The sequence below is a fragment of the Campylobacter iguaniorum genome (assembly GCF_000736415.1).
Classification (GTDB): Bacteria; Campylobacterota; Campylobacteria; order Campylobacterales; family Campylobacteraceae; genus Campylobacter; species Campylobacter iguaniorum.
The window spans coordinates 1-23,870 of record NZ_CP009043.1; the positions used below are offsets into that span (position 1 = coordinate 1).

Here is a 23,870-nt window from a genome sequence, read left to right on the forward strand (position 1 = left end):
TTGTTAGCAGATGAAATCTTAGAGCTCTTAGGTCAAGAGATATCTAAAAACGAGATGGAAAATTACATCTCACAAATCAAATTTAACGAAAAATCTTCAAATGAAGAAAATGCTGTTTTCACTGCACCAAATGAACTTATAGCAAAATTTATCCAAACTAGATATTCAGCTAAAATAGCAAACCTTTTTGAAGTAAAAACTGGCATAAAACCAGCAGTCAAAATCACAACTCTAAAAGGCAAAATCCAAACAAAAACCAAAGACGTCGATATAAAGCAAATTCGCACCCAAAGCTCACTTTTAAACCCAAGTTATACATTTGATACCTTTGTCGTGGGCGACTCAAACCAATTTGCTTATATCAGCTCAAAACAAGTCGCCACAAATCCTGGAAAAGTCTATAATCCGCTTTTTATCTACGGCTCAACTGGACTTGGCAAAACTCACTTGCTTCAATCAGTAGGAAACTACTGCTTAGAGCAGGGTAAGACTGTGATTTGTGTGACAAGTGAGCAGTTTATGAGCGATTTTATGCGAAATGTTGAAAATCGCACAATGAATAAATTTAAAGAAAAATATAGAAATTGTGATATCTTACTCATCGATGACGTGCAGTTTTTTCACAAATCAGAAAAAACACAAGAAGAATTTTTCCATACATTTAACGAAATCCACGCTAAAAAAGGTCAAATAGTCATGACCTCAGATAAGCCACCAAAAATGCTAAAAGGCTTTGAAGAGAGGCTAAAAAGTAGATTTGAGTGGGGACTTATGGCAGATATCACTCCACCTGAACTAGATACAAAAATCCGTATTATAAAAGCAAAATGTGAATTTGATGGTATAAATTTAAGCAGTGACATCATCGAATACATCGCCACAAATATGGGCGACAACATCCGCGAGATCGAAAGTGCTATCATAAACATAAACGCATTTGCAAATATCATGCGTCAAGAAATCACGCTAGAGTTTGCTAAAAACGTCATAAAAGACCAAATAAAAGAGAAAAAAGAAAATATCAGCCTTGAAAATATAATCGAATCAGTCGGTCATGAGATGAATATAAAACCAAGCGATATCAAAAGCAAAAGCCGCACAAAAGGCATAGTCGAGGCTAGGAGAATTTGCATATATTTAGCCAAAACTCTTACCCCAAATTCAATGCCTCAGCTTGCTACTCACTTTGGATTAAAAGACCACAGCGCAGTAAGCCACAACATCAAAAAAATAAATGAATTAATAAACAGCGATGATTACTTCAAAGCTAGAGTTGAAGAGCTAAAAAATAAGATAACTTCAAAGGAATAATGTGAATAACTGTGAACAATTAAAAGAAGTTTTTCAAAGTCTAAATAGTGAATTTAAGAGTATTTGGTGCTAGTTTTCACGAAATCAACACACCAACTAAAACAAAAAAAGATAATTAAAATTTAAAAAGGCAAAAAAGATGAAAGTTTTAATCAAAAAAAGCGTCCTTGAATCAATAGTCATAAACACAAATCCATACCTTGACAAAAAAGATCTAAGCTCGATAACTTCTCATATTTTTATATCAGCAAAAGATGGTATATTAAATATCAAAGCAACTGACCATGAAATAGGGCTTGCATACAAAATAAAAAACACAATTATACAAGATGAAGGCTCAGCTACAGCAAATGGTAAAAAACTTCTTGATATTATAAAAAGTCTAAAAGACGGCGATATCATGCTTGAAACTATTCAAAATCATCTTTATATCAAACAAAATAATTCAAAATATCGTTTGCCAATGCAAAATTCACAAGACTTTCCAACATTTCCAAATTTAGAAAACAAAAAGAAATTTGATATAAACGCTGGAGCTTTAAGTAAAAGTCTTAGAAAAATCTCAAGTTCAATTGAAACTATAAACTCAAAAATAGAGCTAACTGGAGCTTTGATAGATATCAAAAAAGATTATATAAATTTAGTTGGAACAGACACAAGAAGATTAAGTGTTTATAAATTAGACATTAGCTCAGATAATGATCCATTTAGCCTTATAATCCCTAAAAAAGCGATAGTTGAAATCCAAAAACTATTTTTTGAAGATATAGAAATTTATTATGATGAAAACACATTTATAGCTGTTTCTCAAAACTTTGAGTTCTTCACAAAACTCATAAATGGCAGATACCCAGACTACAATAGAGTTATCCCAACAGAAGTCAAACAAAGCTTAATTTTAAACCGTGAAAAGATAATCGAAGGCATAAAAACAATCTCAATGTTATCTGAACTCATAAAAATAACATTTACTCAAGATAATATAAGTTTTGAGAGTATAAACGAAGACAACAGCGAAGCAAAAACAGTAATAGAATATAAAAATAATATAAATGAAGATTTTATGCTAGGTATAAAAAGCAAATTTATACTTGATTTCTTATCAAGTATAGAAGATAGCGAATTTAATCTAGGATTTAATGGCTCTGGACTACCATTTGTTCTTAGTTCTGGTGATCTAAAAACAGTTGTAATGCCTGTAAATATTTAAGGAAAAATATGGAAAATTTAGAACAAAAAGATTATGGTGCTGGAAATATTAAAGTACTAAAAGGGCTTGAAGCAGTTCGCAAACGCCCTGGAATGTATATAGGTGATACAAACATAAGTGGTCTTCATCATATGATTTATGAAGTCGTAGATAACTCAATCGATGAGGCTATGGCTGGATATTGTGATACTATCACAGTTGAGCTTACTCGTGAGGGATCATGTATCGTCACTGATAATGGTCGGGGAATTCCAGTAGATATCCACCCTACAGAAAAAATATCAGCTGCAACTGTTGTTTTAACTGTGCTTCACGCTGGTGGTAAATTTGACAAAGACACTTATAAAGTCAGTGGTGGTTTACATGGTGTTGGTGTTTCAGTTGTAAATGCGCTATCTAAAAAACTTGTTTTAAATATCAAAAGAGATGGAAATTTATATCGTCAAGAATTTGCCAAAGGCATACCTCAAAATGTCCTTGAAGCAGTTAAAACCACAAACCGTACTGGAACAAGTGTAGAGTTTTGGCCTGATGATGAGATATTTGAAGTAACTGAATTTGACAAAAGTATATTAACCAAAAGATTTCGCGAGCTTGCATACTTAAATCCAAAAATAACTATAAATTTTAAAGATCAAAGAGATGGATTTAGTGAAACTTATCATTTTGAAGGTGGTTTAGAAAGCTTCGTAACTGATATGAACAAATCAAATCCAGTAAGCAAAGCTGTGAGCTTCAGTGGTGGCGAAGAAGACGTCATAGTCGATTTTGCACTGCTTTATAACGAAACTTATAGCGAAAATTTACTAAGCTTTGTAAATAATATCAAAACTCCAGATGGTGGTACTCATGAAGCTGGATTTAGAGCTGGACTTACAAGAGCTATCACAAACTACATCGCAGCCAACGCAGCAGCACGCGAAAAAGATACAAAAATCACAGGCGATGATATCCGTGAGGGTCTTATAGCTGTAGTTAGTGTAAAGGTTCCTGAGCCTCAGTTTGAAGGACAAACAAAAGGCAAACTTGGCTCAAGCTATGTAAAACCAATAGTTCAAAAGATGACTTTTGAAGTGCTTTGCAAGTATTTTGAAGAAAACCCAATCGAAGCTAGAGCTATAATGAATAAAGCTCTAATCGCAGCTAGGGGCAGGGAAGCAGCTAAAAAAGCAAGAGATCTAACACGCAAAAAAGATAATATAAATAGCGTTGGTACACTTCCTGGTAAGCTTGCTGATTGCCAAAGTAAAGATCCAAGCGAGAGTGAAATTTACCTTGTAGAGGGTGATTCTGCGGGCGGTTCAGCTAAGCAGGGCCGTGATAGAGTTTTTCAAGCTATCTTGCCACTTCGTGGTAAAATCCTAAATGTAGAAAAGTCTCGCCTTGATAAAATCCTAAAAAGTGAAGAGATCAAAAATATGATAACAGCGTTTGGCTGCGGAATCGGCGATGAATTTGATCCAGCTAAGCTAAGATACCATAAAATCATCATTATGACCGATGCCGACGTCGATGGTAGCCATATTCAGACTTTGCTTTTGACATTTTTCTTCCGTTTTCTTACTCCAATCATCGAAAACGGCTATGTTTATCTAGCTCAGCCACCACTTTATCGCTATAAAAAGGGCAAAAAAGAAATTTATCTCAAAGATGAAAAAGCCTTGAATGAATTTCTCATCGAAACTGGCATAGAAAATGAGAGTTTTGAGGGAGTTGGAAGTAAAGATTTGGTTGATTATCTTAAAATTATAGCAGCTTATAGAAGCATTTTGGTAGAGCTTAAAAAGCGTTTTAACGTGCTTGTAGCAATAAGATATATGATAGAAAATCCTGACATCGTGGGTAAAAGTTATAATGAACTTTATGAGATTATTAAAGTTATGCTTGAAAATGAGGGCTTTAATATCCTAAATTCATACGTCAATGAAGAAGAAATCAGGATTTATGTCCAGACTGAAAACGGTCTTGAAGAGCTGATTATCAATGATAATTTATTTGCAAATCCACTTTATGAAGAGGCACTTCATATCTACTCAAAGATGAAAGAGCGTGAGATAGATCTCAAAGATGATCCAGTAAAAGTGCTTGAAGAGATAGAAAAAAATGCTAAAAAAGGCGCTTATATCCAACGCTACAAAGGTCTTGGTGAGATGAATCCAGGACAGCTTTGGGAAACTACAATGAATCCAGAAAATCGCCGTTTGCTAAAAATAGATGTAAATAATCTTGAAACTGCAAGCGGAATATTTGAGCTATTTATGGGTGATGAAGTTGAGCCAAGACGTGATTACATCCAAGCCCACGCAAAAGATGTCAAACATCTGGATGTTTAATGCTATATAGCCAAACAAAAGAGCGAAGCAACCGCTTTGCTCTTGCCCTTAGGATTGCAACTCCTTTTATATTTTTACTACTGCTTTGGGCTTACACATTTGCAAATTTCAAAAACTACCAAATTTTTGAAATTTCTATGTTCGTGCTTTTAACTGTTTGCTATGTTTATTATACTTTTTATATGATTTATCATGGGTTTAACTCATCATTCATAGATCCAGTGAGCAAATGCTTCACACGTGAAAAAATCAGCAATATCTTACAAAAATCCATAAAAAATGGGGAAGATAAATGTATAGTTATGATAGGTATAAAAAACCTAAATGATATAAATGAACGTTATGGTTTTACGAATGTTGATAAGATTTCATATAAATTTTTAGTAAAATTACAAGATTTTTTAAAGTCAAATAAAATAAAAAAAGTTCCAATCGGCAAATATATTGATGGATATTTTTTGATGCTCGTTGATTATAAGGAGAGTAGTTTAAATCATTTGCTTAAAACTTTTGAGATAAGTTTATCAAAAAATGGTATAAATAATATCGAAATAAAGGTTATTTACAGCATTATTTCTACAAAATATGACTCAAATTTAAACAATGTCTTATCCACGCTTTTTTATAAAATTCTAAATAATGAAAATGAAAAATTCAGCGCCCAAGAGTATGAAAGTATCATAAAAGATGCTCTAAATAAGAAAAATTTCATCTTCAAATTTCAAACCATAAAAGATATAAAATCAAATAATGATATGATTTACGCTAGTCAAAAGCTTAAATTTGACAGTCAAAGCATGCCAAAAATTAAATTTAATCAAATCATAAATAAAATTGGCTATGAGATAGATTATGACAAAGAGGTCTTGAACTCACTCTTTAATCAAATCGATTTTAACGATATTAAAAATAAGCTTTTTATCGAAATCTCGCCAGTCACGATAAGAAATCATAAATTTAAAATTGACCTTTTCAAGCTGGTAAAAGACAAAAATATCGACCCAAAAAAGCTGGTATTTGAGTTCGTTGAAGACAGTGCTTATAGCGAAATTATCCAGTTTAGAGAGATTTTGGCTGAGTATACAAATGCTGGATTTGGCTTTGCTTTAACTCACTTTGGCGGAAACAATTCAAGCTTAGAATATTTCAAATATTTAGATGTTGATTATATAATTTATGATATGGAATTTAGCAAAAACTTTGATAATTTTAAATTTAGAAATCTTTTAGAAAATATGAACGTAGCTGCGAGCAAATTAAACGTTAAAACGATTATTCGTTTTGTTGATAAAAGTAGTTTTTATGATGAGATTATGAAAACTGGTATCGATTACGTGCAAGGTTTTTGTATAGACAAACCAAAATTAAGTTTAAAGGATTAAAATGGAAAATAAAAAATATGGTGAAAAAATTATAAACGAATTTAATATAGAAAAAGACTTTGAAATCTGGCCAAATTCAAGCAAAAATGATTATGCTATTCGCATTACTTTGCCTGAGTTTGCTTGCTTTTGCCCGCGAAGTGGATATCCAGATTTCGCGACTATTTATCTTACATACGTGCCGCGTGAGCTTGTAGTCGAGCTAAAAGCTATCAAACTATACATCAATAGCTTTCTAAATCGTCACATAAGCCATGAAGCCAGCATTAATGAAATTTATGATCTGCTCGATAAAAAGCTAAACCCAAAATATCTGCGTGTCGTTGGCGATTTTAACCCTCGCGGAAACGTGCATACAGTGATCGAAGTGGATTCAAATTTGGTTCGCGGCGAAAAATATGATACAAGTAGTATAACACTAGAAACTACTCGCAAATTTTAGCAACGCCTAGCTTCGCGATAATAAACTTAATTTCAAAGCTAAATTTGATAAAATTTAAACTGCTAAAAAGGAAAATTTATGATAAACGCAACTCTCATCGAGCATATTTTCAAAGCCGCTAGTATTTCACGTTGGAATGACTATCCAAAAATGGTAAATTTAGTCGAGCTCGATAAACAAGCGCATAAATTTATCATCGCATATTTCATAGCCAAGCTTGAAAATGACGTGGATATGAACTATATCATTGAAGGTGGTGTTTTTGAGTTTTTGAGCCGTGTTGTAGTCACCGATATCCGTCCAGATGTCTTCCATCAGATGCAAAAGACAAAAAACAAAGAGATAAACTCATGGGTTTTAACCAAGCTTGAACCAATGCTTTCAAGCATTCAAAATGGCGATTTTTTGGAGAGATTAAAGACTTATCAGACAGATTCCACACACAAAAAAGAACGCCTAATACTAAAAGCAGCAAGCTATCTTGCGACTAAATGGGAGTTTAGTATAGTTTATCAAACTAGCCAGTTTTTAAACGATATTGAAGAGCTGAAACAAAAAGTCGATGAAGAGCTAGAGGATTATTATGAGCTAATCGGCGTACGTAAAATCGCGATGAACCAAAAACTAGCTCGCATAGTCGATCTAAGCGGTCGTCTTCGCTTCCAAAAACGCTGGGCTCAAACCCAACGCATTCCAGAAACCACAGTTTTAGGTCATATGCTTGTCGTGGCGATATTTGGTTATTTTTACTCTTTAGAAGTAGGGGCTTGCCCTAAAAGGCTAGAAAACAACTTTTATTGCGCGTTATTTCATGACTTGCCAGAGAGCCTTACAAGAGATATCATCAGCCCAGTTAAATACGGTATCGACGGGCTAAATGAGATCATCAGCGAATACGAAATGCGCCTTATTGATGAGCGGATTTTGCCTTATGTACCAGCTAGCTACAAAGATGAGTTTAGTTATATTTTGGGCGTGAAAAAAGATGGCGAAATATATAAAAAAGATGAGTTTGAAAACCGCATAAACAGGCCTGAGCCAAAGCACTATGAGGGCAGTATGCAAAATGTAAATTCAGATGAGTTTAACGCAATTGATGGCAGAGCTTTAAAGTATTGTGATAATCTAGCTGCTTTTGTGGAGGCTGGGATTTCGATAAGTTATGGTGTAAAAAGCAAAGAGCTAACTGAGGGATTTGAGAAAATTTCAGATAAATTTGAGAAAAATCCAAAAATCGAAGGTGTTGATTTTAGTAAAATTTGCTTGGAATTTAAAAGGCATTTTGAGATTTAAAAACCCTTCCCCAGATGACTGCGGCACACACTAAGAAAAAGTGCTCTGCTATGTTCCCATCCTGAAGCGGTGCTTTTAAAAAGCATTGCACAGGTCTAAGGAAAGGCGATAGGAATTATAGCCAAATATACTTAAAATAGGATTATGCAATGAATATCAAATTTCACCTTTTATCGGTTTTTAGAGAGCTTTTCGTCCCTCATCACCGCTCTTTGGAGTTTCGTGCTAAGGTCTTTGCTGCTATGCTTTGTGCGAAAAAAGAGGTCAAAAATAGTGATTTTGATGATGTGAGATATATCGCTGGTGAAATTTATTCAAACGACCACAAAAGAGTAGGGGTCTTAGTCCAAACAGTCAAAGAATATGTAAATAAAGTCAAAGAATTCAATCTTCTTACCCTTGATTCTTTGCTTTTGGATATTGATTACGAGCTAAAAAATATCAAAAGATACGCCAAAAAAATCGACTTCTCACACCTGCGTCGCTTGATGATAGAGAGCGATGAAGACGATGCCTTAATCCAACAAAGAGTTTATGAATATTTTTTAGAAGAGGTTAAGAGATTTAGCTAAATATATAAATTCTAACTACATTCCTACTTAAAATTAAAAATTTAATGTATAATGCCAAACAATATAAATTCACAATTAGGAAAAAATATGCCTAAGAACTCAGCCTTTACCCCCCCCCTACTTCTAGCCACTAGTTTAGCAGTCAGCTCAGCTTTAGCTGACACACTCATTTATGACCCAGTAGGTGGCACTACTAATCCAACAACCTTTGCACCGACAACTATAACAATTGGCTCACGTAATTTGAGTAATGCCCTAGCACCAAACAACTCTACAAATAACAATACCATAACCGTAAAAAGCACTAGTGGTGCTGTAAATAATGTCTTTGGCGGATATAGTGATAATACAAACGTATATGAAAATACAGTAAATATATCTGGTGGAGCAGTAAATGATGTCTTTGGCGGAGAGAGCGATTCAGGCTCAGTCACTGGAAATATAGTCAATATTTCTGGCGGAAATATTCACTTGGTCTATGGTGGATATAGCGATTCAGGCTCAGTCACTGGAAATACTATAAATATCTCTGGTGGAACTATTGAATCTGTCTATGGTGGAGATAGTCGCTTAGGCGACATCACAGGAAATACTATAAACATTTCTGGTGGAACTATAAATGGAATGATTTATGGTGGAAAATCCTTTCGCTCAGGCAATGCCACTGGAAATACAATCAATATCTCAGGTGGAACTATAAATAGCTTTGTCTATGGTGGAGTTACTAAATCAGGCTTGGCTATCAATAATACTATAAATATATCTGGCAATCCAATATTTGGAGTTGGTGCTGGATTATTTGGTGGAGAAGCTGAAGACAATCTAACAACATTTGAATACTCAATTAAAGGCAATACGCTAAATTTAAGAACAAAAGATATAACGGTACAATATGTGGGATACTTCGAGTTTGTAAACTTTTATCTTTCAAATAATATTAAAGCAAATGATATAATCTTGGCTTCAGATCTTGTTAGAAGGCTTAATCAAGTCAAAATAGGCATAGGAGTAATGAATGGCAACACTCTAGCTATAAAGACTGGTGATAAGGTTACTCTTATAAATGCTCTAAATAATACTATAGACGCCCCATTAAATATCAATGATAAATTTACAGCCTATCAAGGCATTAGTAATGTTTATGAGTTTAGTGTCGCCCTTGAAGACAGTGACAAAAAACTAGTCGCCACCACCACAAAAGCTGGTGCCAACGAAAAACAAAAAGCCATAAATGAAGGAGCAATCTCAAGCTCACTAAGTGCTGTATCAAGTAGTGAGCAAGTAGATAGTGCGTTAAATGCTATAAACTCTTTAAGCTTTAATGGTTTTGGTGAAGCTAGTAGTGGAAGTATGGGAGCAAGTAGTATTAAGAGTAATACTGGAAGCTATGTAGATTCTAATATGATAGGACTAATAGCTGCTATTAGTAAAAGAGCAAATGATAGCTTTATATACTCAGCATTCTTTGAAGCTGGATATGGTAAGTATGATAGCTTTAATAGCTTTGATAGTGGAGATATAAAAGGAAGTGGAGATAACTCATACTTCGGGTTTGGTCTTATGAGTAAGACTAATCTAGTAAATAACTTCTATATAGATAATAGTATTAAATTTGGTCAAGTTAAGAGTGATTTTAAAAGTGATGATTTTGGAGATAGTAGCAATAAGATAAGTGCTAGCTTTGATTCTAAAAGAGCTTATTATGGATTATCTCTTGGAGTGGGTAATATAATAGAACTTGATAATAGATCAAATTTAGATATCTATACAAAGCTATATTATACTAGAGTAGGAAGTGATAGTGTAGATATGAGTACTAATGATAAATTTAGGCTTGATACATTTAACTCTTTTATAGCTAAGCTTGGAGCTAGATATAATTATGAACTAAAAGAGAGTACTACTTTATATACTGGGGCAGCTTATGAATATGAGTTTGATGCTAAACAAAAAGGATATAATCTAAGCTATAACTATGAGATAGATCCTACTGATATGCAAGGAAGTAGTGGGAGCATTGAAGCTGGTATCAAACTAAAACCACTTACTAACAGTGATAGACTTACTCTTGATCTAGGAATCAAAGGATTAAGCGGTAAGAAAGAAGGTGTGAGTGGTAATGTAGGGATTGAGTGGAGGTTGTAAGTTAAATTTAGTGTATAATATGGACGCTGGTAAAAAACTATCGTGCGTGGTATGAGTAAATTTAGATTAAAATAGTGCTATAGCATTTGAAGGTTAGAGATCGATGCTATTTGCACTATTTGATTAAGTAGTTTTAGCTACTTAAATTTGTGTTAGTAAAGTTTATATTTAGTTTCAATACCTCCTGCGATACCTTGTTTTTTGCCAGTTAGTCCTTGAAGATTTACATCTAATGAGAACTTATCGTTTTTGCCAATAGGATTTAGCTTCACTCCAAGCTCAAACAGTCCTGTGCTGCCTTTTACAGATGGCGCTTCTATATTTTGATTTGTGAAGCTGTTGTGAGCCTTGATCTTAGAATCAAACTCATGCTCTAAAGCTGCTCCAGCGTATAAATTTAAATTGTCATTAAATCCATATCCGTATCTAAAGCCTGTTTTGCTTACGATTGAGTTTATAGCTTCAAATTTTATATCTTCACCGCTAGATAAATTTACGTTTTTAGATCCTGTTCTAGTGTAGTAAACCTTAGAATATAGATCTAAATTTGACCTTGCACCCAAGTCAAATATCTTGCCAAGACCAAAATGAGTGCCATAATAGACTTTAGAAGCATTGTATTTAGTCTCAGCTTTGGCGTTTCCAATACCAAGATCGTTGCTTGAGTAGGTGCTTTTGACTTTACCGACTCTTGCGCTACCTTCGGCGTAGAAGTTGCTTGGAAGCTCTGCTTTGACTAATCCACCAAATCCAAAATGATGGCTATTACCATTACCTTTGACGTCGCCTTGAGTTGTGCTATTGAAACTATCATAAGAGCCACGACCAGCTTCAAAGAACACACCATGCAAGATATTTTCTTTTTTGTGGCTTACACCTGCTATAAGATTTATACCTTTGATATCTACGTGCGAACCTGATGAGTTGTATCTGATCTTTTTATTGTCGATTAACCCAAATGATGAGTTGCCAACTTGATTAGAAATTTGCTCTGAAGATAGGTATTTATCTAGCAGGGCTGATGCACTATTAGCAGCGTCCATATCGGCTATACCAGTTTCTGCGATATTTTTGATCTTTTTGTTTATTGTGGTTGATCCTATGGTGCCATCGACATCAAGTGTGGAAATAGCAGCTTCTTCGCTTTCAGAAGGTAAGACTTCATTGGCTACTGGTTTGTCCTCTTCAGAAAGTTCTTTATCCTTATCTTTAGGATCTACTGTTGGTTTATCAGTGTCTTTATCCTTATCTACTGTACTAGTTCCTGTACCAGCTCTGCTATCATCAGTAGGAGTTACAGGTTTAAGATCAGGATTAACTACAGGTTTATCGCTCTTATTTAAAATAATTGTGACACCTCTAGATACACCCTGCATAGTATTAATAATATCATTTTTTGGTTTACTTATAGTTCCGTTTGGTTTAGAAAAAAGTGTAATTTTATCTACAACTTTAGCTTCAAAGCTTGTTCCAAGATTGCTAACGCTAACAGTTGTTTTGCTTAAATCTGTAAGCCCATCTCCAGTAAGATTAACGATAGGGCTTCCATTTAGTGTAGCTTTAGTGACTTTGGTATTAATATTCTCAAAATTTCGTATATCTTTTGCAACGATTTTATTCGAAGTTACATTAAGAGTATTGCCTGTAAGGACGTCCCCGTGACCATTATCTGTTTTACCACCGTAAAGAATTGAATTTGGTAAATTTATACTTCCATATAAATTTACAGTATTGTTTGTGGCTTTTCCACCAAATTTACCATCGTGGACTTCACCGCCAATGACATTACCTGTGATATCAACGCCTTCTCTTATGCTTATAGTATTGTTTGTAGTTGAGCCTGTCGAGCTTTTACCACCAAGTACGTTACCATTTATAATGGAATCATCAGATAAATTTACAATATTATCCCTTACTTCCCCACTATTACTTTCACCACCAATTGCACCATTTGCAATTGTTTTTTTGCTTATATTGACAATATTTCTTATTACACTACCGTCTTTTTCGTTTTTACCACCATAAATTATCCCATTTACTATGCTTGAATTTACACTTGTGGTTGTATTTTTTATGGTTCCACTACCGTTTGCCCAAACTCCTAAGACATTACGTTTGACTTCTGAATTGGCTACGTTTACTGTTCCACCAGTTACAGAGCCATTGCCGCGAATATTTGCACCTATAACACGACCTTTTACCGTGGTATTTACTCCTATAGTGAGATTTGTTTTATCTATTGTTTTATCTTTATTCGTAGATGCTCCAACAGCCCATCCAGTTACGTTTGAATTATCAATATTACCATTAAATTTTTTTGCACCATATACATGATTTACTGTGGATTTATTTCTGATCGTTACAATAGCGTTATCGCTTGATGAAGTTAGGGTATTATTTTTTAGTAGCTCATCATTTCCATCGCCATATACTGTTCCTTTGACAGTAGAACCATCTATAGTTACTCTTGTATTTTTGGTTGTTGCACTGCTATTTTCTGCTTTAGTATATGTTCCTGCCGCATCGCCTTCGATCACTGAACCGTTAGCAATTGTTAGTGTATTGTTCTCGCCGACGCCATTTATACCAGGACGCATATTGCCAAATTGTGTTAAATCAGTTCTGTTACCATAAACGCTAGAATAAACTCCACCTTTTACTTTGGTGTTATTTACTGTAACTTTATTTCCAAATGGCATTCGCCAGTAGTTATATCCACCAAAAATACGCTTATTGATTGTAGAATCATTAACCGTCACGGTGTTAAGCGATGTAGAAAATATATCATACAAATTGCTATCAGCATTACCAAGAATCGCACCAGCTACATAATCGAGCGTAGAATTATCTACTTTGATGATATTGTTACTCATATGGTTATATGTTTCAACATGCCAAGGTTTATTATCGGCTGTGAGTTTATTGACATCCGACAAGACAGAACCTATGACAGATTTTATATTATTATCAGATTTATTTCTTACGGTGTAAATAAGTGCATTTATATCCCATCCTCCGTGAAAATTACCATTTATACCCTCTAGCATATCACCATATTGTAAACCACCTATTGGTACGTCATGTGGCTTGCCGACATAATCGAAAGTTGTTGTAAAATACAAGCTAGTAGCTGCTACTAAACTTATAATCACTGGAGCGATTACGCTTCTCCTTTTGTTGTTTGACTTTTTTGTTGAAGTCTTCATTTAAATATTTCCTTTCTTAATAGTAAATATTTTGGAATGCTATCAACAAAAAATAGAAAAATAATCGACATAATTAATGAAATTTATTAGTGTTTATTATATATCTATTAATAAATTTGGTTTTGTGTCTGAGTATTGGCTATTTAAATTTAAATTTGGATTAAATATTGTAATGAGAAAAAATATAAACTAGTAATTTAGTATATCAAATTATTTGGTAAAAAATGTAAAATTTAGACTAAATTTAGCCCATGAAAGATGAGCTAAATTTATTTCTTCATATTGATAGCTTTTTGTATCATTTGGTCGCTTGTAGTGATAGATTTCGCACTTGCGTCGTATGCTTTTTGGATGACTATCATATCAGTTAGAGCTGAGCCAAGATCCACGTTTGACATCTCTAATTTCCTATTTGAGATAGTTGCACCATAAATTACATCGCCATTTTTGTCTGTGTAAAATATCGGCTGACCCGAGTTTGAGCTGACTGCATATGTGTTGTCTCCGATCTTGGATAAGCCTTGATCATTTTGAAAATGATAGAGTGCTACTTTTGCCATTGTGGCTTGTTTGCCATTATCAAAAATAGCTACGATTTCTCCATTTGCATTCATAGTATAGTTTTTTAGTAGGCCTTCTTGCTCGCCGTCTTTTGTGATATTTAAGTTCAGATCTTGTCCAGCAAGCGATTTCATACCGTCAAATCCGCTATTTGGTACGTTTGGATCATAAAATGAGCCTAAATTTATCTCCACACCACCGATAGCTCCTAAAGTATTTGCGACTAATGCTCCATTTGGGCCAAATTCCAAAGCTCCGTTTGATGTTTCTATCAAGGTATTATCTGGCGCGTAGAGATTTGCTACCACGTCCCAAGTCGTGCTATCTCCGGCTTGTGGAACTCGCTTTGTAAATTCCATTTTTATCACGTTTTTATCGCCATTTGCTGCTATCACATCAGTGCTGAAGTTTTGTTTATTTGGTATCTCTTGTTTGAGAGTTGCGTTTGCACTTATCACAAGTGGCTCTTCTAAATTTAGATTTTTAACTGATAAATTATCCACTTTGAAATTTCCATCAGCATCGGCATCGACTCTGGTTTGGATAGATTTGCCATTTTTATCTGTTAGCGTGATATAGACGTCTTGACCATCATTTATGATTTGGATCTCTGGAGTGTCGTTTAGGTTTCCGCTGAGTGAAATTGTTTGGTTTGTCTCATCAAACGCTTGAGTAATTGCATCAGAATTTAGCTCTATAGTTGTGGTATCAACTATCTTTTGTGAGTCTAAATTTCCACTAAAATCAACCTTTGTAGTCGCAATAGCTGGTATAAAAAGCAGATCTGGAAGCTTGATATTTGTTTGTGAGCCGACATCAGTGAGATTGATTGTATTGCCAGTAGGCACGGTGAAGGCTTGATTTGTAGCCATTGTCACGCCATTTACGAGTGTGTTGCCAAGCTTTTCAGTCGCATTTTGACTAAGAGTCGTTGGCGAAATCGTAGTCATCGTCCCTTGCAAAAACAGACCATTTCTATTTACTAAATTTCCTTCGCCATCGACGCCAAAATCGCCATTTCTAGTAAAATAAATATTGCCATCACTTCCTCTAATACCAAAAAATCCATCGCCTTGTATAGCCATGTCAAAGACATTATCTGTGCTTGTCAGACTTCCTTGTTTGAAATTTAGTGAAGTGGCTGCAAGCGTGGAGCCAAGACCGATTTGTGATGTCGTAGGAGAAGAGGCAGTCTGTCCTAAAGTCTGATAAAACAAGCTTTTAAACTCAGCCGTGCTTGATTTAAAACCGACTGTATTTACGTTTGAGATATTATCAGCGACGACATCTAGCCCGTATCCTTGAGTCTTGACTCCACTTATTCCGTTGTAAAATGCACTCATCATGGCTTTGCCTTATTTTTCTGCTTCTGTAAATTCTCTAACATCGCTCATAGATACATACTCTCCAGCGATTTTGATTTTAGCCTCACCGTTTTCAAATTTGACCGCTTCGACTGGATAAGTTCCAAGAAGTGTCTCAGCGCTGTTGCCTTCTACATTTGTGTATTTTGCTTTGATTAGGTATTCACCAGGCAAGGTTTGGTCGCCGTTTTTGTCTGTTCCGTCCCAAGTGAATTTTTGTACCCCAGCAGATTTTTCGCCAAAATCGATAGTTTTTACGACATTGCCTTTTGTGTCATAGACCTCGATTTGACCTGATCTTGTGGCGTCTTTGAAATACAAACTAAAATCGATTGAGCTAGTTGTTGTGTCTTTTGATACTGAGTTTGATAAATTTGCTATCTTTCCAAGTGCGCTCATCGCAGTTAGTGAGTAGCTGCTTTGCATTTGAGTGGCTAGCTCTTGCATGATTTTGTTTGTGTTTTCTTGCATTTCTAAGCTGGCTAGCTGGCTGGTTTGCTCAAGCATACTTGCTGTATCCATAGGATCAGTTGGATCTTGGTATTGGAGTTCAGTAAGAAGGAGTTTCATAAACGCATCTTTATCAAGCGTTGCGTTTGGGTTGGTTCCAGTTCCAGCAGTGTTTGAGGCTTTTTGAGCTGCGTCTGCGGCTGCCCATTTGTCTGCTGTGAATTGCGTATCTGTAGTAGTTGCCATCATTTATCCTTTATTTTCTATATTTATCTAAGCAAATATTATTCCATTAGAAGTATTTTGGTATGACTACTTCTAGGACTACGTTTTCTTCTTCGCCGCCATTTAAGGTATCTTCGAAATCAGCGTTGTAGTTTTTAAATTTGGTATTGCCGTTTTGCTCTTTGTTGCTTCCGTTTTGGTCGCTGAAGTTCATCTCAAGCTCTGTAAATCCCATATTTACAAGGCTGTTTTTAAACTCGGCTTGGTTTTGGAGAAAAAGTTGCATTGTTTGGTTATTGGAGTTGAAATTTATATGCAAATTATTTCCACGATTTATGAGCGTGACTTCGACTTCGCCTAAATTTGTCGGATTTAGAGTTAAGTGAAAACGCGTGATTGGTGGTTTGTATTCGCTAATTTTTTCTTGTAAATTTGATGCGAAACTCTCAAAAGTCTGCTTGACTTGGTTATTTTTGACTTGGAGTTTTGCGTTTGCGACTATGTCTTTGACAAGTGAGTTTGCATTGTTTTGCTGCTCGTTTTGGCTTCCGTTTTGCTCGTTTGACTGACTAGTTTGGGCGTCTGATTTTAACTCTTTTGTCTCTAAATTTAGTGATTTTATATCAAATTTAGTAGGCTCATTTACCTGCTCTTTTAGTGCTTTTTGAGTTATGCTAGCAAGATAATCATCCACGCTTACTTCTTTTTTGTTTTTTGTGGGAGCTTGTTTTGAGCTTGGTTGAGCTTGGTTTATATCTTCTGGTTTAGATTGCAAGGCCTGTTTTGTGAGCTCTTTTTCATCAGATTTTTGGCTTGTTTTTAGCAAACTTTCTAAATTCACCTCTTTAGAGTTTGTGGGTTTGGTTTTTGTCTCTGTTTGGATCTCTTGAGTTTGCTCTTTTGATTTAGTTTTTGTCTCTGTTTTTTGGGCTAAATTTGTACTGACATTTTGCAGAAGTTTTGATAAATGTGCTGGTTCATCTTTTTTCGTGGTTTGGATCGCTGTTTGTATCTTTTTTTTGGTTATTTCGTTTAAGTTCATCTCTTTAAGGTCGAAAAATCCGCTTTTGCCAAGGTTTGTGAATTGTTCTTTTAGGGTTTTTATATCCTCTTTTGTGACGCTGATTTTGCTTAATCCAAGATCAAATTTTTTGCTTAAATTTATAAGATCAACCAAGCTTTTTGCGTCTTTTATCTCATTTACATTTTGCTCGATTGATAAAAATTTAGCCAAACTATCTGAAAAATTAGGAAATTTGCTTATGCTTTCCCCACCATTTAACGCTTCTAAAAGTCCTAAAATCTGGATAAAATTTGTATTTCCTAGTAAGGAATCATCTAAATTTTCTAAGCCAAGTCCCTGAGTTATGCTCTCTTTAGTGGCTTCATTTTTGGCTTTTTCTATGATTTTTTTAGCGTCCGATTCTGAGATTTTTTCGTTTTTGTTTATGCTATTTAAGACCATATTTAAAAAATCAGTTGAGCTAGTTTCATCTGTAGGTAGCTCTGATTGGCTAGTTTGTTTTTGTGCTTGAGGTAGTGAATTTAGGGCTAAATTTAGAGCTTCCATAGGCAATCCTGTGAATTTTTATCTTTTGTATGCAAAACTCATTCCAAATTTAAAACTCCAGTTAATTTTTGGTATATTTTTATAGTCGCAGAAAAAATTTAGTAAAATTTGGATATAATCGAGCCTTAAATTTAAAAATATCAAGGAAAAGCCTTTGGAAAAGATACGAAATATTGCAGTTATCGCCCACGTCGATCACGGTAAAACAACTATGGTCGATGAGCTCCTTAAACAATCAGGAACTTTCACAGAGCACCAAGCTGTCGGTGAAAGGGTGATGGATAGCAATGACATTGAAAGAGAACGCGGAATCACAATTTTGTCTAAAAATACAGCTATTCGCTACAAAGATCACAAAATCAACATCATAGACACCCCAGGACACGCCGATTTCGGTGGTGAGGTCGAGCGTGTTTTGAAGATGGTTGATGGAGTTTTATTGCTTGTTGATGCTCAAGAAGGCGTTATGCCACAAACCAAATTTGTCGTGAAAAAAGCACTAAGCCTTGGACTAAAACCAATCGTAGTAGTAAACAAAATCGATAAACCAGCAGCTGATCCAGATCGCGTGATAAACGAGATTTTTGACCTGTTTGTCGCTCTTGATGCGACTGACGAGCAGCTTGAGTTCCCAGTGGTTTATGCTGCAGCAAAAAATGGTTATGCTAAGCTAAAATTAGATGATGAAAACGTGGATATGAAGCCACTTTTTGAGACTATTTTGGCAAATGTTCCAGAGCCAACTGGCAAAGATGAAAACCCACTTCAACTTCAAGTTTTCACACTTGATTATGATAACTATGTTGGCAAAATCGGTATCGCGCGTATTTTCAATGGTAAAATTTCAAAAAATCAAAACGTAATGTTAGCCAAGGCTGACGGCACTAAAACAACTGGTCGTATCAGTAAGCTTATAGGATTTTTCGGACTTGATAGAATGGATATAAACGAAGCTGGAACTGGCGATATCGTAGCGATCGCTGGATTCGAAACTCTTGATGTAGGTGACAGCGTCGTAGATCCAAATAACCCAATCCCACTTGACCCACTCCACATCGAAGAGCCGACACTTAGCGTTGTATTTAGCGTAAATGACTCTCCATTAGCTGGAACTGAGGGTAAATTTGTCACTTCAAATAAGATTGATGAACGCCTTGAGAGCGAGATGAAAACAAATATCGCGATGAAATACGAAAACATCGGCGAGGGTAAATTTAAAGTAAGTGGTCGTGGTGAGCTTCAAATCACGATTTTGGCTGAAAATATGAGAAGAGAGGGCTTTGAGTTTTGTCTAGGTCGTCCAGAAGTCATAATCAAACAAATCGATGGCGTCAGATGTGAGCCTTATGAGCTTCTTGTAATCGATTCTCCAGATGATTGTACTGGAACTGTTATCGAAAAACTTGGTAAAAGAAAAGCTGAAATGGTAAGCATGAACCCAACAGGCGATGGTCAAACAAGAATTGAGTTTGAGATACCAGCGCGTGGATTAATCGGCTTTAGAAGTCAGTTCCTCACAGATACTAAAGGTGAGGGCGTGATGAACCACAGCTTTTTGGAGTTCCGCCCACTAAGTGGCTCAGTCGAGCATAGAAGTAATGGTGCTTTGATAAGTATGGAAAGTGGCGTGGCGCTTGCTTATTCGCTATTTAATCTTCAAGATCGTGGCGTGTTATTTTGCGATCCACAAACAAAGGTTTATGTAGGTATGATTATCGGTGAGCATAGCCGTCCAAACGACCTTGATGTCAATCCTATCAAAGGCAAAAACCTTACAAACGTTCGTGCGAGTGGCTCAGATGATGCTATCAAACTTGTTCCACCACGCAAACACAGCCTTGAGCGTGCGCTTGAGTGGATAGAAGAAGATGAGCTAGTAGAGGTTACTCCTACTAATATCCGTATCCGCAAACGCTACCTTGACCCAACTATCAGAAAAAGAATGGCAAAGACAAAAGAGTAATGATAGAGCTAGAAAACACCAGAAAACGCCTCAGAAAGAAGCTTCTTGGTTTGCTTTGCTTTTCTGGTGGGCTTGGCTTTGTGGTCGGGCTTGGGCTATTTTTTTTCGATCCTGCAATGGCGTTTATAGGCGCCATTTTTATCACACTTCTAATATATTATTACTTTAAATTTAAGCTAACTTCTGAGTTTGAAGCGAGCTTAAAAGAGCAAGTTTTGGCTAAATTTGCTAGTGAGTTTGGGTTTGAGATTTTGAGCCAAGATGACCCTAAAAATAACCCAAAAAGTGATTTTTTGTACTACTCAAATTTGCCTTTTAAAGATGTAAATTTTAGCTTTTATCCACTTTTTAAAACCAAAAATAGCGATGAAATTTACGATGTTTGCTTGTTTGACGGGGATCAAATTTACTTTTATGGAATGTTTATAAAGGCGTTAAATTTAAGCGATTATGAAGAAAAAATAGCAAATTTAAAAGCGGTTTTTGGCTGCGAAATCAGCTGCAAATTTGACGCAAATGTAGCATTTATCTATATAAATCAAGGTCATGATAGCCTAGCGCTCAATCTCAAAACTCCGCTAAATGATAACGGACTTGATATAAGCCAGTTTAGAGTAAAACTGCAAACAATACTAAAAAATTTAGCATAAAATTTAAAATCGTGCTAGAGAAAATCCCTAGCACTTTTAATTTATTTGGCACCTTTTGGGGCTTTGAACGCATCAAGACCTAAGGCTTTGCCTTTGTAAAGTTCGATATTTACAAGTGCAGTGTGAGAGATGTTGCCGTTTGCAAGCTTGCTTGTAGGAATGTCCATGGTTAGGACATTTGCGCAACCATTTTTGCAAACTTTGCTATCAAATCCATCATACCATGCTCCCTCTCTTAGTCTTACGACACCCTGCCTTATCTCATCGCTTACGACGACGCCAGCTAAGACCTCGCCACGTTTGTTATAGACTCTAACCAAATCGCCAGTTTTTACTCCAATGTCTTTTGCGTCTTTTGGATTTATTGTGATAGGCTCACGACCAGCTACAGCGTAGTTTTCTCTTAGGCTAGTATTGTTTTGTTGGGAGTGAAGACGATCGGTTGGGTGGACGCTTAGCATATGGAACTTAGCTGGTTTATCCTTCATGCCAAGCCATTCGACTGGCTCAAACCATTTTGGATACGCAGCGCAATCATCGTATTTCATCGCTTCTATGGTATCAGAGTAAATTTCAATCAGTCCTGATGGCGTGCCAAGAGCGTTTAAGATAGGGTCTTCTCTAAACTCGCCAAATCTCACCCAAGAGCTACTTTCCATAGTTGGGGCAAATGTAGTTGGCTCGTTTTTATTCCACCACTCATCAAATTTAGGCATACTCACGCCTAGAGCTACGTTTGCATTTACAGCGTTTGCAGCTACGTTGTAAAACTCTTCTAGCCAGTCCATCTCAGTCTTGCCATTTGCAGTATAAACCTCTACTAGTCCATCAGCGTAAGCCTTGCATAAATCGCTAAATACTTGATAATCATCTTTTGCGCCATTTTGTTTTTCTACGACTTGCTTTATTGGAGCTATATCCATGTTTGAGTAGTCTCCAGTCATGGTAAGGTCGTTTCTTTCGTATTGGCTAGTTACTGGGAAGACTATGTCTGCCATTTTAGCTGTTGGGGTCCAGTAGATCTCATTGACAACTACTGTGCGTGGTTTTCGCCAAGCTTTTATGTTTGTGTTTGTATCTTGGTGCTGGGTTAGTGGATTGCCGCCTGCCCAGTAGATGAAGTCTATGTCTGGATATGTTATTTTGTTGCCATTGTGGTCGATTGTTTTGCCTGGATTTAGCAATGCATCAGCTATTCTAGCCACTGGAAATGCGCTATCAGTTGCTTTTTGTAGCCAGCTTTGGCTAGCTGAGTTTGAGACTGCTGAGCTATTTGCTAAACCTATAAATTTATTGTTTTCAATCACACCAAGACTAGCAGCATTTATACCCCCAAGCACACCGCCAGCGCAAGTAGGAGCTCCACCATTGCTGTAGTGATAGCTTAGTCCAAATCCACCACCAGGAAGTCCTATTTGACCAAGCATACTAGCTAGAGTTACAAGCATCCAGTGAGGTTGCTCGCCGTGATGAGCTCTTTGCATGCCCCAGCCACTCATTAGCATTGTGCGGTTTTTATAAAATTTAATAGCTAGTTCTTTGATGATTTTTTCATCAATTCCACAAATTTGACTTGCCCAAGCTGGAGTTTTTGGAGTTTTGTCTGTTTGTCCAAGCAAATATGGCAAAAATTTATCAAATCCAATAGTGTATTCTTCTAAGAATTTTTTATCATAGTTTTTGGTTTCATATAGATGATAAGCCATACCAAGCATCATGGCTACATCTGTGTTTGGCACTGGAGCTATCCAGCTAGCTTTGTCACCGAAGTATTTGGCGGTTTCGCTTTTTACTGGGTCTATGATGATGATTTCTTTGCCACTATTTTTAAGCTCTTCAAAGTATTTAAACCCTTGCTCATCAGTCGAGCTCCAAGCAATCCTCAAAGTAGAAATGGGATTCATACCCCACATTACTACTACTTTTGAGCTTTCTAGCACTACGGGCCAGCTGGTTTGTTGCTCATAGACTTCTATGCCACCTACGACGTGAGGCATGATGATCTGAGTAGCACCAGTAGAATAATCACCCAAAGTACCAGTAAATCCACCGCTTAAATTCATAAATCTATGGAGCAGAATTCTTGGGTTGTGAAATTTGCCACTACTATACCAGCCATAGCTTCCTGCAAAAATGCTTTGGCTGCCTTTTTGCTTTCTGGTTTTTTTAAGCTCTCTTGCGACTAGTTTTATCGCATCTTCGTATTTGACTTCTACCCACTCATCTATGCCTCTTAGCTCTGGTTTTGGGCTATCTGGATTTTGCAAATAGCTTTTTCTCACCATTGGGGCTTTTATACGAGTTTTGTATACTAAATCTGGCATAGTGTATTGAAGTGGATTTGGTATTTTTGAGGTGATTTGATGAGGTTGTGAGCTGATAACTTTACCGTTTTTTACGGTGGCTTTTAGCATACCCCAGTGAGCTGCTGTAAATACGGTGCCATTTTTGATTATTGCTGTATTTGGGCTAGCAAACATACTACTTGGGATTAATGGAGCTAGCGACAGGGCTGCTCCAGCTTTTAAAAAGCTTCTTCTGCTATTATTTGTTTTCATTTGCTCTCCTTTGTTGTGTCTTTTGCGTGTTTTTGAAGATATTCTATGATAGTCCATTCATCTTTTTTGTCTATTGGTGTTCTTGAGATCATGGATTTGAGTAGTGAAGGCCATTGGTTGGCTGTGTATTGGCTCTCTTTATGCAAGGCATGACAGACTGAGCAGTTTTCTTGGTATTGTTTTTTTGAAGTTTCAAAAAGCGTATTTAAGTCACTTGTAAAATCCCCGCTTGTGGTGTAGGCTTCTACTTTTACTTCGTCCCAGCTTCCATTTTCGCCTTTTTTGATTAGTTCAAATTTAGGTGCTTTGGTTTTAGCAAAAGCTAAAGAGATTATTCTTTGACCGTCGCTGTAATAAATCACGTTTGATACGGCTGGATTTTGGTAGCCTTTGATACTAAATTTAACCATACCATTTTTTTCTTCTAAAACATCTATGGCGTTTGTAGGAAGCAACTTCCCAGCGACTGATTTGGAATTTGCATCTAGATAGACTGGCTTAACTGTCGTAGCATACTGGCTAGCTATGAGTGAGCTAGCTACTAGCAGGCTTGCTAATACAAATTTTTTCATATATTCTCCTTAAATTTGAAACAATTATATAGATAAAATTAAAAAAATAGTGTCATATCTATG

At 36.0% G+C, this 23,870-nt stretch carries 16 protein-coding genes and 1 other RNA gene; 10 read left to right on the forward strand and 7 right to left on the reverse strand.

Annotation, left to right across the window (positions count from 1 at the left end):
- The 6 genes from dnaA to CIG1485E_RS00030 all read left to right on the forward strand — a co-directional run bounded on the left by dnaA (position 1) and on the right by CIG1485E_RS00030 (position 7,971).
- Positions 1 to 1,311, forward strand: coding sequence for a chromosomal replication initiator protein DnaA (dnaA, locus tag CIG1485E_RS00005; protein ID WP_038452418.1), 1,311 nt, complete (start codon positions 1 to 3; stop codon positions 1,309 to 1,311).
- A 139-nt stretch (positions 1,312 to 1,450) separates the two neighbouring features.
- Positions 1,451 to 2,521 (forward strand): DNA polymerase III subunit beta, encoded by a 1,071-nt coding sequence (gene dnaN / locus CIG1485E_RS00010; RefSeq protein ID WP_038452420.1) that lies wholly within the window; start codon positions 1,451 to 1,453, stop codon positions 2,519 to 2,521.
- An 8-nt stretch (positions 2,522 to 2,529) separates the two neighbouring features.
- Positions 2,530 to 4,854 (forward strand): DNA topoisomerase (ATP-hydrolyzing) subunit B, encoded by a 2,325-nt coding sequence (gene gyrB / locus CIG1485E_RS00015; protein WP_038452422.1) that lies wholly within the window; start codon positions 2,530 to 2,532, stop codon positions 4,852 to 4,854.
- Complete coding sequence (locus CIG1485E_RS00020) at positions 4,854 to 6,236, forward strand: EAL domain-containing protein (RefSeq protein WP_038452424.1); 1,383 nt, start codon at positions 4,854 to 4,856, stop codon at positions 6,234 to 6,236. Before gyrB ends, CIG1485E_RS00020 begins: the two co-directional genes overlap by 1 nt.
- A gap of 1 nt (position 6,237) precedes the next feature.
- The gene (queF, locus tag CIG1485E_RS00025) at positions 6,238 to 6,678 is read left to right on the forward strand and encodes a preQ(1) synthase (protein ID WP_038452426.1); all 441 of its coding nucleotides are present in this window, start codon (positions 6,238 to 6,240) and stop codon (positions 6,676 to 6,678) included.
- A gap of 78 nt (positions 6,679 to 6,756) precedes the next feature.
- The gene (locus CIG1485E_RS00030; RefSeq protein WP_038452427.1) at positions 6,757 to 7,971 is read left to right on the forward strand and encodes an HD domain-containing protein; all 1,215 of its coding nucleotides are present in this window, start codon (positions 6,757 to 6,759) and stop codon (positions 7,969 to 7,971) included.
- A gap of 4 nt (positions 7,972 to 7,975) precedes the next feature.
- Here CIG1485E_RS00030 and ffs read toward each other — a convergent pair.
- Positions 7,976 to 8,073, reverse strand: an RNA gene (gene ffs, locus CIG1485E_RS09270) — signal recognition particle sRNA small type.
- Positions 8,074 to 8,120: 47 nt separating this feature from the next.
- Between ffs and CIG1485E_RS00035 the strand changes: the two genes are divergently transcribed.
- On the forward strand, positions 8,121 to 8,543 hold the full coding sequence (locus CIG1485E_RS00035; protein ID WP_038452429.1) for a hypothetical protein: 423 nt from the start codon (positions 8,121 to 8,123) through the stop codon (positions 8,541 to 8,543).
- 87 nt (positions 8,544 to 8,630) lie between these two features.
- Complete coding sequence (locus CIG1485E_RS00040) at positions 8,631 to 10,688, forward strand: autotransporter outer membrane beta-barrel domain-containing protein (RefSeq protein ID WP_038452431.1); 2,058 nt, start codon at positions 8,631 to 8,633, stop codon at positions 10,686 to 10,688.
- Positions 10,689 to 10,840: 152 nt separating this feature from the next.
- Here the strand turns inward: CIG1485E_RS00040 and CIG1485E_RS00045 are convergent, their stop codons facing one another.
- The 4 genes from CIG1485E_RS00045 to fliK all read right to left on the reverse strand — a co-directional run bounded on the left by CIG1485E_RS00045 (position 10,841) and on the right by fliK (position 18,064).
- A complete protein-coding gene (locus CIG1485E_RS00045; protein ID WP_038452432.1) occupies positions 10,841 to 13,894 on the reverse strand; it encodes an autotransporter outer membrane beta-barrel domain-containing protein in 3,054 nt (1,017 codons plus the stop codon).
- Positions 13,895 to 14,163: 269 nt separating this feature from the next.
- Entirely contained in the window at positions 14,164 to 15,801 is a 1,638-nt protein-coding gene (locus CIG1485E_RS00050) for a flagellar hook protein FlgE (RefSeq protein WP_038452434.1), read from the reverse strand.
- A gap of 9 nt (positions 15,802 to 15,810) precedes the next feature.
- Positions 15,811 to 16,515, reverse strand: coding sequence for a flagellar basal body rod modification protein (locus CIG1485E_RS00055; RefSeq protein ID WP_038452435.1), 705 nt, complete (start codon positions 16,513 to 16,515; stop codon positions 15,811 to 15,813).
- Between the two features lie 46 nt (positions 16,516 to 16,561).
- Complete coding sequence (gene fliK, locus CIG1485E_RS00060) at positions 16,562 to 18,064, reverse strand: flagellar hook-length control protein FliK (protein WP_038452437.1); 1,503 nt, start codon at positions 18,062 to 18,064, stop codon at positions 16,562 to 16,564.
- Positions 18,065 to 18,218: 154 nt separating this feature from the next.
- Here fliK and typA point away from each other — a divergent pair, with 154 nt between their 5' ends.
- The gene (gene typA, locus CIG1485E_RS00065; protein WP_038452439.1) at positions 18,219 to 20,027 is read left to right on the forward strand and encodes a translational GTPase TypA; all 1,809 of its coding nucleotides are present in this window, start codon (positions 18,219 to 18,221) and stop codon (positions 20,025 to 20,027) included.
- Entirely contained in the window at positions 20,027 to 20,677 is a 651-nt protein-coding gene (locus CIG1485E_RS00070; protein WP_038452441.1) for a hypothetical protein, read from the forward strand. The genes typA and CIG1485E_RS00070 overlap by 1 nt, the downstream gene beginning before the upstream one ends.
- Before the next feature lie 41 nt (positions 20,678 to 20,718).
- Here CIG1485E_RS00070 and CIG1485E_RS00075 read toward each other — a convergent pair whose 3' ends face one another.
- Both CIG1485E_RS00075 and CIG1485E_RS00080 read right to left on the reverse strand, forming a co-directional pair.
- Positions 20,719 to 23,235 (reverse strand): molybdopterin guanine dinucleotide-containing S/N-oxide reductase, encoded by a 2,517-nt coding sequence (locus tag CIG1485E_RS00075; protein WP_038452443.1) that lies wholly within the window; start codon positions 23,233 to 23,235, stop codon positions 20,719 to 20,721.
- The gene (locus CIG1485E_RS00080) at positions 23,232 to 23,807 is read right to left on the reverse strand and encodes a cytochrome c (RefSeq protein ID WP_038452445.1); all 576 of its coding nucleotides are present in this window, start codon (positions 23,805 to 23,807) and stop codon (positions 23,232 to 23,234) included. Before CIG1485E_RS00080 ends, CIG1485E_RS00075 begins: the two co-directional genes overlap by 4 nt.
- Positions 23,808 to 23,870 lie beyond the last annotated feature (63 nt).